The sequence below is a fragment of the Shinella zoogloeoides genome, assembly GCF_022682305.1.
Lineage (GTDB): Bacteria > Pseudomonadota > Alphaproteobacteria > Rhizobiales > Rhizobiaceae > Shinella > Shinella zoogloeoides_B.
Genome location: NZ_CP093530.1, coordinates 119,703 through 129,787 on the forward strand (window position 1 = coordinate 119,703; position 10,085 = coordinate 129,787).

At 59.4% G+C, this 10,085-nt stretch carries 12 protein-coding genes and 1 pseudogene; 7 read left to right on the forward strand and 6 right to left on the reverse strand.

The annotated features are described in order from the left end of the window. Positions 1 to 85: 85 nt before the first annotated feature. The 5 genes from MOE34_RS23970 to MOE34_RS23990 all read right to left on the reverse strand — a co-directional run bounded on the left by MOE34_RS23970 (position 86) and on the right by MOE34_RS23990 (position 2,509). Entirely contained in the window at positions 86 to 694 is a 609-nt protein-coding gene (locus tag MOE34_RS23970; RefSeq protein ID WP_242224970.1) for an SCO family protein, read from the reverse strand. After that, on the reverse strand, positions 691 to 1,194 hold the full coding sequence (locus MOE34_RS23975; protein WP_064334822.1) for a copper chaperone PCu(A)C: 504 nt from the start codon (positions 1,192 to 1,194) through the stop codon (positions 691 to 693). Before MOE34_RS23975 ends, MOE34_RS23970 begins: the two co-directional genes overlap by 4 nt. A 137-nt stretch (positions 1,195 to 1,331) precedes the next feature. Beyond that, on the reverse strand, positions 1,332 to 1,748 hold the full coding sequence (locus MOE34_RS23980; RefSeq protein WP_023517226.1) for a MerR family transcriptional regulator: 417 nt from the start codon (positions 1,746 to 1,748) through the stop codon (positions 1,332 to 1,334). Between the two features lie 29 nt (positions 1,749 to 1,777). Next, complete coding sequence (locus tag MOE34_RS23985) at positions 1,778 to 1,984, reverse strand: hypothetical protein (protein WP_023517225.1); 207 nt, start codon at positions 1,982 to 1,984, stop codon at positions 1,778 to 1,780. Positions 1,985 to 2,089: 105 nt separating this feature from the next. Continuing rightward, positions 2,090 to 2,509, reverse strand: a complete 420-nt coding sequence (locus MOE34_RS23990; protein WP_023517224.1) for a MerR family transcriptional regulator — start codon at positions 2,507 to 2,509, stop codon at positions 2,090 to 2,092. 177 nt (positions 2,510 to 2,686) lie between these two features. On the opposite strand from MOE34_RS23990, the gene MOE34_RS23995 reads away from it, so the two are divergent. From MOE34_RS23995 to MOE34_RS25540, 3 genes and pseudogenes are all read left to right on the forward strand, one after another. Then, positions 2,687 to 2,908, forward strand: a complete 222-nt coding sequence (locus MOE34_RS23995; protein ID WP_064334823.1) for a heavy-metal-associated domain-containing protein — start codon at positions 2,687 to 2,689, stop codon at positions 2,906 to 2,908. Positions 2,909 to 2,934: 26 nt separating this feature from the next. After that, a pseudogene (locus MOE34_RS25535) lies at positions 2,935 to 4,083 on the forward strand (heavy metal translocating P-type ATPase); the annotation flags it as partial. A gap of 122 nt (positions 4,084 to 4,205) precedes the next feature. Next, positions 4,206 to 4,982, forward strand: coding sequence for a heavy metal translocating P-type ATPase (locus MOE34_RS25540; RefSeq protein WP_327510613.1), 777 nt, complete (start codon positions 4,206 to 4,208; stop codon positions 4,980 to 4,982). Between the two features lie 368 nt (positions 4,983 to 5,350). On the opposite strand, the gene MOE34_RS24005 is transcribed toward MOE34_RS25540, so the two are convergent. Next, the gene (locus tag MOE34_RS24005) at positions 5,351 to 5,956 is read right to left on the reverse strand and encodes an SCO family protein (RefSeq protein WP_064334824.1); all 606 of its coding nucleotides are present in this window, start codon (positions 5,954 to 5,956) and stop codon (positions 5,351 to 5,353) included. A gap of 150 nt (positions 5,957 to 6,106) precedes the next feature. Between MOE34_RS24005 and MOE34_RS24010 the strand changes: the two genes are divergently transcribed. The 4 genes from MOE34_RS24010 (at position 6,107) to MOE34_RS24025 (ending at position 10,047) form a co-directional block, all read left to right on the forward strand. Beyond that, the gene (locus tag MOE34_RS24010; RefSeq protein WP_242224972.1) at positions 6,107 to 6,655 is read left to right on the forward strand and encodes a TlpA family protein disulfide reductase; all 549 of its coding nucleotides are present in this window, start codon (positions 6,107 to 6,109) and stop codon (positions 6,653 to 6,655) included. A 192-nt stretch (positions 6,656 to 6,847) separates the two neighbouring features. Then, positions 6,848 to 7,986 (forward strand): IS3 family transposase gene (locus MOE34_RS24015; protein WP_242224974.1). Its coding sequence is split into 2 segments (ribosomal slippage): positions 6,848 to 7,106 and positions 7,106 to 7,986, totalling 1,140 coding nucleotides; the frame shifts between segments, so codons are not numbered across the junction. A 172-nt stretch (positions 7,987 to 8,158) separates the two neighbouring features. Further along, on the forward strand, positions 8,159 to 8,350 hold the full coding sequence (locus MOE34_RS24020; RefSeq protein ID WP_145926157.1) for a hypothetical protein: 192 nt from the start codon (positions 8,159 to 8,161) through the stop codon (positions 8,348 to 8,350). Positions 8,351 to 9,063: 713 nt separating this feature from the next. Then, positions 9,064 to 10,047: a DUF3991 and toprim domain-containing protein gene (locus MOE34_RS24025; RefSeq protein WP_145926158.1), complete on the forward strand. Its 984-nt coding sequence runs from the start codon at positions 9,064 to 9,066 to the stop codon at positions 10,045 to 10,047. The last annotated feature ends 38 nt before the right edge of the window (positions 10,048 to 10,085 follow it).

The following is a 10,085-nucleotide window of genomic DNA, read 5'->3' on the forward strand; positions in this document are numbered from 1 at the left end:
ACGGCTGGTGGTAGGTTCGATGTCCCTCACCAATGCTTGGAGGTCGATAGGGTGAGCAACTGCCTTGGCCGAGAAAGTTTGAAGGTCACGCCCCGCCCACTTCCGCGAGATTGCGCAGTTTCTTCAGACGGGTTTCTCGCGGCTCGTGCATGTCCAGCATACCTTGGAACCGACCATCCGCATCCATGAGAAAGATGCCCGCTGTGTGGTCCATTGTATAGCTGCCGCCCTCGGTATCGACCCTTTTGGCTGTTGCCCGGAACGCTGACAGCGCCTGATCCGTTTGCTTCCGCGTGCCGCGCACCGCGATGATCCTCGGATCGAATGCTTCCATGTACAGCGAAAGCAGGTTCTGCGTGTCACGTTCCGGATCGACGGATATGAGAAGCGCGTTGAACGCATCGGCCTGCGGACCGAGTTCCTTCATGAGATCCGTCAGTTCGAACAGCGTGGTCGGGCAGATGTCCGGGCAGTGCGTAAAGCCGAAGAATGCGAGGTAGGGCCTGCCGCGTAGGCTTCTATCCGACACGGCCTCGCCGCGATGGGACGTCAGTTCAAACGGGCCGCCGATCCCGCCGGTGGGCTCGGTTTCGGCCATATTCGCAAGAACCAGAGCTCCGGAGACGAGGCCGCCAACCAACAGGGCGGCGATTGCGGATCCGAAGAGCGCACGTCGGCTGTAAATCGACGTCATGGGGTTGCGCCATGGCCCTGATGGTCTTCGTTTTCAGCCGGCTGTTTCGCGCCCATGCCCTGAACCGCGAATTCAACCTTGATCTCGCCGGCCTTTTCGAAACGGAGTGTCGCCTCGACCTTTTCGCCTTCCTTGAAAACCTTCGTGGGCTTGATGAACATGAGGTGGGTAGCGCCTGGCGCAAGCTCGACCGTTTCACCCGGTTTGATCGTCACCCCTGCGGTCAGTAGTCGCATGCGGGCGACGCCATCTTGAAGAGTCGACTCGTGCACTTCAACCGCCGTTGCGATCGGAGAGCTGCCGCCAAGGAATGTGTCAGATTCGGCGCCGGTATTCGTGATCTTCAGATAGCCGCCGGCAACGGGAGCGACCATCGGCGTTGCACGCGACCAGGGATGATCGATCTGCAGATCACCAGCGCTATAATCATGCGCAAATGCGGCGGGCCCTGCTGCGAGGGAAAGCGTGAACATAAGAACAGGGGTGAAAAGACGTTTCATGTCAGCCTCTGAGTAAGGAGCGCGATCCGGACCTTGGCCCGCGACCCCGCTCTACACCCTCTAGCAGCTTTAGGGTCAATCGACCCCGGACGCCTGCGGCTTTCTGTCGTCTGCTGGTCTGCCCCTGATGACGCGGATCAATCGTGATCCGAGCAGCATAGGTCGTGTGAAGCGAGCGCCCGGATCACATAACAATCCCGCACATGATTGTTGTGCTGGTGAGAGGTTATGCGCTCTAGTTCGATTTCAAGCTTCCGGAGCTTGGCGATCTTGTCGCGAACGGAGGCAAGTTGCTCAAGGGCAATTCGGTCGGCATCCGCGCAGGGTTTGTCAGGGTGATGGCTGAGTTCGATAAGGGATCGTATGGCATCTATCGAAAGGCCCAGATCACGGGAGTGCTTTATGAAGGTCAGGCGATCCATCTCCTCCTTGGTATAGCGGCGCTGATTGCCTTCGGAGCGCTCCGCGTGGGGAAGAAGACCCATTTGCTCATAGTAGCGGATTGTCGGGATTTTCACGCCGGAGGTCTTCGAAAGATCACCAATCGTCAACATGTCGTTTTTCCAAAGTCTGTTATAAGAGTTCAATCGCCATGGAGTATTCGGAACCAGAAGAAGCCTTCGGCTCCGATGAGAGGACCGATGACGAGAGGCGCAACAACGCCGAACAGGCCTTCGAGAGTCGTGTGAGCAGTCGCCCAGCAAACGAAGAGCATTGCCAGCTTGACACCCAGAATGCCGAGCAGTGCAAGACCAAGAAAGAGAGCGGACGACCTGATCGCCTTGGCCATGTTTCACCTCCATCCAAGCCTAGCCCGGGCGAGGATGATCGCAAACTCAACTCTTGTTGTTCGAAATGATGGCGACGGCGTCACCGCGCTTCCGCTTTGAAAGCGTCATGTCATGTTCTCGTGGGATGGGGACAATGATTCGATGATGCGGCAGTCGCCCACCGTGCCGCTCGAGCATTGAGACAGCATCCGATCGAGCTCGCTCCGCAATGCGTTCAGATCGGCGATCTTCCGCTCGACCTCCAGCAGATGTTCCTTGGCGATCGCATCGACCGCTCCGCACGGCCGGCTCTTGTCGTCTGAAAGATCGAGCAGTGTTCGAATCTGATCGAGCGAGAAGCCGAGATCGCGTGCACGCCGGACGAAGCTTAGGCGATTGAGGTGCGAGCGCTCGTAGGACCGGTAATTGCCGCCCGTACGCGCTGGTGCGGGTAGAAGGCCGCTTTTCTCGTAGAACCGTATAGTTTCGACCTTCGTGCCGGTCATTTGCGCCAGCGCCCCGATGGTCAGCGGGCGGTTTGCCATAGCTTCATCCCTGTACTGACTACAGTCTTTAGATAGGGGCAATCGTCCCGGCGCGCCAGTCAATTTCACTTTACCGCCCAACGATCGAAAGCTGAAAGACGGCTCTTGACCCTGTAGCGACTACAGAGCGCACATTCCATCGGTGCACTTCGAGCGTATTTTCCAAAGGAGCAGAATATGACCTCTTCCCTCACCACCATCGATCTCAAGATCGAAGGCATGGATTGCGGCCATTGCATCAGTACAGTCGAGAAGGCGGTTCATGCCCTGCCGGGCATCGAGGAGGTCAAGGTCTCCCTTTCCGATAACAACGCGATAATCAGCTTTGATGCTGCCCTTACGTCGCAGGATGCGATCGTCGAAGCTGTCGAGGACGCAGGGTATGACGTTCCGCGATGATCACGCTTGAGCTTCCCATTGGCGGCATGGATTGCGCCGCCTGTGCCAAGAAAGTCCAGCGGGCCCTGAAGAAGCTCCCCGGCGTCGTAAATGTCGAGGTGCTCCTGAGTGCTGAAAAGGCCGTCATCGACCATGACCCGAAACTCGTGACGCGCGAGGCATTACAGGCGACGGTGGAAAAGGTCGGCTTCACCGTCCCGGCGCCTCAGGCGGCCGATACAGCCTATATGATTCAAGGCAATCTGCTGCAACGGCAGCTCTTTACGCTGCTTGGCGTGCTGTTCGGCGTCATCCTGTTTCTCGTCGTTATTGGGGAAGGCCTTGGTCTGTTCGACGTGGTTACGGATCGCGTCCCTCTCTGGCTTGGGACGGCGGTGGTCCTCGCGTTTGGTGCGCCGATCTTCCTCGATGTTGGTCGCTCGGCCCTTCGCCTGGAGGTGACGAGCCACACGCTTATGTCCGTAGGTGCCGTCGCGGCCCTGGTCACCGGCCAATGGGCGACGGCGGCGATCGTCGTCTTCTTCATGCGCATTGGTGTGTTCGCCGAGCGCTTCACCAGCGAAAAGGCACGGCAGCTTCTGAAGGGGTTGACCGCGCTCGCGCCGCAAAAGGCGCGCGTGCTGCGTGGTGGAGAGGAGATCGAGGTGACGATCGAAGCGGTTGCGGTCGGCGACACGGTTATCGTGCGCCCGGGCGAGCGCGTTCCTGTCGACGGTATCGTGATCGAAGGGCAGGCGACCCTCGATCAGGCGGCCATCACGGGCGAGAGCATGCCCGTAGAAGCGGAAGCCGGAGACAAGGTTTTTGCGGCCACGCTCGCCAAACTGGGACATCTCAAGCTCGAGGCCGAACGGATCGGTCGTGACACGACCTTCGGTCGCACGATCAAGCTCGTCGAGGAGGCGGAAGCCAACCGCGGCGAGGTGCAGCGGGTCGCCGACAAGTTCAGTGGATACTATCTGCCGGTCGTCGCGACGATCGCGATTCTTACCTACCTGCTGAGTGGGAACGTCCTCTCGGTTGTTGCCGTCCTGGTCGTCGCGTGCTCCTGCTCGTTTGCACTCGCCACACCTATCGCGATGATGGCCTCGATCGGCGCAGCAGCGAAGCGTGGCCTGCTCATCAAGGGCGGCAAGTATGTCGAAGCCATCAAGGTCGCGGATGTCGTCCTTATGGACAAGACGGGCACTTTGACGACGGGAAAGCCACGTGTGACGGATGTCGTGTCGCTGGATGGCACGCCGGAGCAAGCACTTCTGCAGCTTGCGGCCATCGCCGAGCGCCATTCCGAACATCCCTGGCCGAGGCCGTTCGCAATCACGCTAAGGATCGAGGCGTCAAGGGTGGTGAGCCAGAGCGTTTCGAGGCAATTCCGGGCAAGGGTATTCGCGCCACCGTCGATGGGCAGGTTGTTGAGATTGGGAACCGGCGGCTGGTGGATGTGGACGAGCGCTTTGATGATGTCGCTCGCTTGGAAGATGAGGGGAAGACACTTCTGATCATGGCTGTCGATGGCCGCCCGGCCGGAATCTTTGCGGCGATGGATACGGTGCGACCGGAAGTCTCCGATGCGATCACGGAAATCCGCAAGCTTGGTATTGCGCGGATCGAGCTTCTGACAGGGGACAACGAGCGCACGGCCGCTGCCATCGCGAGCCCGCTCGGGATCGGTTTCCAGGCGAACCTGCTCCCCGAGGACAAAATCCGCGTCGTGAAGGAGCTGCAGGAGAAGGGCCATCGGGTCGTAATGGTTGGGGATGGCGTCAACGACGCGCCGGCGCTCGCGCAGGCCGATGTGGGCATCGCCATGGGCGGTGGAACGGATGTCGCGATGGAGGCGGCCCATATCGTGCTCATGCGGGAGAACTGGACGCTCGTCGCCGACTCCTTCCGCATCGCGCGACGCACGATGGGGGTGGTCAGGATGAACATCGCCTTTACCGCGCTTTACAATCTTGTCGGTCTTTCGCTTGCAGCGTTCGGGGTCATTCCGCCGATCTTCGCCGCCGCGATGCAGTCGATACCGGACATCGGGATTCTTGCGAATTCTTCACGCTTGATCCGGCAGAAGTAGTGCCGAAGACCACACAGGACCGCCGCTAACTTGCGGCGGTCAATCTCCTCTCATAGCGCTTTACCAGACCTATCCTTCGCGCCGGTCGGAGAAATCAAGTGGGCGGCAAGAAGAAGATCTATAGGCAGGATCCGCATTTCCGAAGCGTGGTGCGGACCAATCGAAAGAGGCACGCGTCGCCTCATCTGATCAAACGCGTCCGCATCGCTCTCTGCGCGACAGGCCTCATGATAGCGGCACTTTTCGTGGTGTTTATCAATCTTATCTGACTCGGTAGGCAAGTCGCTATGCGGCTACCAGAACGCTCATGACCGCGAAATGCAGCACTCTTCTTTGGCGCAGGCCGGGATATCGAAAAAGGCAGTCTTTTACGAGGTGACATCCTTTAGGAGCCTCATCCGCTCTTCACGAGGTTCCTCCATCCGCAACAACCTGACGAAGCGGCCATCCGCGTCAATTACGTAGACGCCAGCCGTGTGCTCCATCGTGTACTGGCCGCCGTCCAGGGGAACTTTCTTTGCGAAGGCGGCAAAGGATTTGACGACGTCGTCGGTCTGCTGGCGCGTGCCGCGCAAGGCGACAAAGCGCGGATCGAATGCCGTCATGTATTGAGAGAGCAGTTCCTGACTGTCGCGCTTCGGATCGACGGAAATCAGCAGCACCTTGAGGTTGTCTGCCGCGGGCCCGAGTTCCTTCATCATGTCGGTCAGTTCGAAAAGGGTCGTAGGGCAAATATCGGGGCAGTGCGTAAAGCCGAAGAACGCGAGGTATGCCGTTCCGGCCAACGACGTCGAATTGAACGTTTCCCCCGTATGGGTTTCCATCGAGAATGGACCGTTCAGGGGGAAGGATTGCTGCGAGAGGCGGTCCTTGTCGGATTGCAGCGTCCAGGTCAGCACGGCGAGCACAACAGCAAGGATCGTGATCGTCGCCCATGTGACCCTTCTCACGATCCTCAAAGTCTTCGATGCCATGCAAAACGCTCCACTTTCTTGCGATCTGGCTGGTCTTCTAAAGGCTGAAGCGGCTTCAGGGTCAACGGGCACAGAATGATTCGTCTTGACCCTCTAGTTGGTAGAGGGCGTACGGCGTGATGTGACCGCTTGGCGAGAGATGTCGGAATAGTGAAATACACGATGAAAATTGGGGGCGTGGCAGTCGCCCTCCTAGCTGGTACCGTTATCGGGGGGATGTGGGCTCTTGGCAGCGGCATGGTCGACCACGGGGTCGCAGAGCCTGTCTCGCTGACATTCACCGATCAAGCCGGCCGCGAGAGGGGCTTTGGCGATTTCGGGGGCAAGCCCATCCTCCTTAACGTCTGGGCGACGTGGTGCACGCCGTGTCGCAAAGAGATGCCCTCGCTCGATCGGTTACAGGCATCAGCCAGCACGAATGGATTTGAAGTGGTGGCGTTGTCGATCGACCTTGGTGGAGTGCAACGCGTAAGACCGTTCTACGAGGAGATCGGCATACGAAATCTCGGAATCTACGTCGATCCCGACAGCGCCGGGATGCGAGGTTTGATGGTGACAGGCCTGCCAACGACGATCCTCATCGGTGCGGACGGCGTTGAGCTCAAGCGCTGGATCGGTCCCAAGGAGTGGGATGATGCGGGAACGATTGCAGAGTTGAAGGCGCTTGCCGCCCGCGATTCCAACGCTGGAACACGATGAACAATCAAAGACTACGCCCAGACAAGCGAAACCGCGTTTGATGTCATTGGCAAGAGCTACGCGCTGCCATTGTGTCGAAGCGATCGATTTGGCGCACAGGGCAATTGAAGAGCTGGCTCGGGAAATCTGAACAGCGGGGATAAGTGGAATTTCCGCCTGACTTCGGCTTAGATGCCGGGAACAGGAGAAACCATGACAAGACGACCGCGCCGGAACCATAGCCCGGCTTTCAAGGCGAAGGTGGCACTTGCCGCCATCCGAGGTGAGCAGACGCTGGTGGAATTGTCCCAGCAGTTCGATGTGCACGCCAACCAGATCAAACAGTGGAAAGACCAGCTCCTTGAGGGTGCGACGGGTGTGTTCGGCGATGAAACGAAGGCGGAGCCAACGGTTCCGACCGTCGATGTCAAAACGCTACACGCCAAGATCGGCGAACTGACACTGGAGAACGATTTTTTGTCCGGTGCGCTCGGCAAGGCGGGATTGCTGGGCGGAAAGAAATGATCGACCGCGAGCACAAACTCTCCGTCGTACGCCAGGCGAAGCTTCTCGGCTTCAGCCGTGGCAGCGTCTATTATCTGCCTCGTCCAGTGTCCGACGGCGATCTGACCTTGATGCGGCGGATCGACGAACTGCACCTCGACTACCCGTTTGCCGGAAGCCGGATGTTGCAAGGGCTCTTGAGAGGAGAAGGGTTGGAGACCGGGCGGCTGCACGTCGCCACGCTGATGAAGAAGATGGGCATCGAGGCGATCTACCGTCGCCCGAACACCTCCAAACCAGCGCCAGGGCACAAGATTTATCCCTACCTCCTGCGCAAGCTGGCGGTCAACCGACCCAACCAGGTCTGGGCAATGGACATCAGTTATATTCCGATGGCGCGGGGCTTCGTTTATCTCTGCGCCGTTGTCGACTGGTTCAGCCGGAAGGTCCTGTCGTGGCGGCTGTCGATCACGATGGAAGCGGCCTTCTGCATCGAAGCGGTCGAGGAGGCGCTCGCCCGCTATGGCAAGCCGGAAATCTTCAACACGGATCAGGGCTCGCAGTTTACCTCGGTGGACTTCACGGCGGTGCTGAAGAAAGCTGAGATCGCCATCTCAATGGATGGCAAGGGTGCATGGCGCGACAACGTCTTCGTAGAGCGGCTCTGGCGGTCGATCAAATACGAGGAGGTCTACCTCCACGCCTACAAGACGGTGTCTGAGGCCCGCGTCGGCATTGGCCGATATCTGACCTTTTACAATACCCGACGCCCACATTCATCCCTTGACCGGCAGACGCCGGATAAGGCCTACTTCAACGCGCTGGCACCCATGATGGTGGCGGCATAATCGAGGCGGAAATCCACTTAGCAAAACGCCCGAAACTGTTCAGACAAACCGAGCCAGCTCTTGACAAGCAAGGTGCTGAATTCGTGATGGAGCGAATGGCGGTTAAATATCAGATTGATTCCGACAGAGCACGCCCGTCTATCAGATTAGTTTTCGTGCCGATGGTGGGTAAATGAAGATTTCGGTCTGCGAGGCAATCTGCCTTCGATGGGCAGCTGAAGGAAAAGGCTCCCGAGACATAGCGGTGCTCGAAGCCGTGCCCGTCGAGATGGTCGCCTCTCTTTTTTCAAGCGCTTTGACAAAATTAGGCGCATCGACACTTGTGGAAGCGATCGAGAACGCCAAGATGCGTGAGGTGATCTAACTCATCCACCAAGACCCACCGTGGACTAGCAGAACTCCGCTCGACTCAAGATGGTCTTGCAGCCGCAGCCGACGTTTCCTCGATCCAGGTTTGCGGTGTTATGATGGTCGTAAACAGCATGGCCTCCAGCGTTGCCACTCGGTGAACCAATCCCGCTCTATTGGGATGACGTTCTAGCCAAGCTCGGGTCTCAGGCGATCAACCCGAACCCGCTTCGTGGTCAGCTGGCAAGCTTGGGTCCCTTCGATCGGGGCCTTCACGGTGATCGCGACCCGTCCCGATCCGTCAAGGCGCCATCGAGCGGGAATTGGCCCGCTCTCTGATCGAGCCAAAACGATGTTACACGACCTTTCACTCGCATAATACCACGCATTCCAGCGCTCTCGCGACCTTTTGGACCCGGTCACGGTCTTACAGATCGGCGGAGAATACGGCGTCGTCCCCTCCGGCGAAATCGACGCTGATGACAATCTTGACGTCATCCATGAATTCTTCCTCTGGCCGGCTCATTGAGCCGGCCTTGCCGTCTCGGTTGCCGCGAGCGAGCTGCCCCCCGCAAGGGAGGCTCCGCCGCGGCCGGCTGGCTTGACTGCAAGTTTCGGCAGTAGCCAGCCGCGCCCTTGCAGGGGTCTTCTCTTCGCGGCCTTTGGTGAGAGTGGCGAGAGGTTCGCCGGAAGGAAAAAAGGAGGGGCCGCTAGCGCGGCCGAGAAAGAATGAAAAAATCCGAAATCGAGGCAGTCAAAGAAAAGGTGAGCTGTGGTGCGGTGCTCGAAAGCGCCGGCTTCGCCATCGACCTCAGGGAGAGTACGCGCCGCGCGGTCAAATTCCGCCGCGGCGGCGAGATCGTCATCGTCACTCATGGCGGACTAGGGTGGTTCGATCCACTCAGCGACGATAAGGGCGATGTGTTCTCCCTGATCGAACGCCTGGATCGCGTTGGCTTCGCCGAAGGCTATGCTCGGGCCGCCGCCCTGGTCGGATTTCAGTCGGAGGCGCCGACCTGGCGTGAGAGTCTGCGTCCTCGGTTGCCGGACGTGTCCGTGCCGCAGCGATGGGTGGCACGTCGGCGGCCATGGCCCGGTTCGTACACCTGGCGCTATCTCTCCGATCAACGATATCTCCCCGTCAATATCATTGCAGCCGTGGTCTCGGCGGATCTCCTTCGCGAGGGCCCCTGCGGGAGCATGTGGGCGGCGCACGTCGATGGGCGAGGTGTCGTTTGCGGATGGGAGGAGCGCGGTCCTGAATGGCGAGGTTTTTCCAGCGGCGGAACGAAGACGCTCTTCCGGTTTGGCCCGCCAACGGCGTTGCGCCTCTGCGTGGCCGAAGCCGCGATTGATGCAATGAGCCTTGCGGCGATCGAAGGCATCCGGGACGGGACGGTCTATGTCAGCACGGGTGGTGGCTGGTCGCCCCAAACCGACGCCGCTCTCCGCAACCTTGCCACACGACCGGGTGCGCTTCTGGTTGCGGCGACGGATGCCAACGCGCAAGGTGAGACCTTCTCGGAGCGCCTGCGGGCGCTCGCCGAGGTGTCTGGGTGCAGGTGGCAACGGCTGCGGCCGTTGGCCGAGGACTGGAACGAGGTGCTCAAGGAAAAGAGCAGCGAAGAAAGGATTGAAAGGAAGAAGGGGAGGCTTGCCGCATGCGCGCCGTCCGCGTCAAGGGGAGGCTTTGCCCGGCGAGCCGGCCCTTGACCCGGCCGATCGCGATGCCGGCGGTCGAGAAGGGGTAA

Excerpts from the sequence above, each read along its gene's own strand:
- MOE34_RS23975 (WP_064334822.1), bottom strand. The coding sequence starts at position 1,194 with ATGAAACGTCTTTTCACCCCTGTTCTTATGTTCACGCTTTCCCTCGCA.
- MOE34_RS23970 (WP_242224970.1), bottom strand. The coding sequence starts at position 694 with ATGACGTCGATTTACAGCCGACGTGCGCTCTTCGGATCCGCAATCGCC.
- MOE34_RS23985 (WP_023517225.1), bottom strand. The coding sequence starts at position 1,984 with ATGGCCAAGGCGATCAGGTCGTCCGCTCTCTTTCTTGGTCTTGCACTG.
- MOE34_RS24020 (WP_145926157.1), top strand. The coding sequence starts at position 8,159 with ATGAAGATTTCGGTCTGCGAGGCAATCTGCCTTCGATGGGCAGCTGAA.
- MOE34_RS24005 (WP_064334824.1), bottom strand. The coding sequence starts at position 5,956 with ATGGCATCGAAGACTTTGAGGATCGTGAGAAGGGTCACATGGGCGACG.
- MOE34_RS23990 (WP_023517224.1), bottom strand. The coding sequence starts at position 2,509 with ATGGCAAACCGCCCGCTGACCATCGGGGCGCTGGCGCAAATGACCGGC.
- MOE34_RS23995 (WP_064334823.1), top strand. The coding sequence starts at position 2,687 with ATGACCTCTTCCCTCACCACCATCGATCTCAAGATCGAAGGCATGGAT.
- MOE34_RS24025 (WP_145926158.1), top strand. The coding sequence starts at position 9,064 with ATGAAAAAATCCGAAATCGAGGCAGTCAAAGAAAAGGTGAGCTGTGGT.
- MOE34_RS23980 (WP_023517226.1), bottom strand. The coding sequence starts at position 1,748 with ATGTTGACGATTGGTGATCTTTCGAAGACCTCCGGCGTGAAAATCCCG.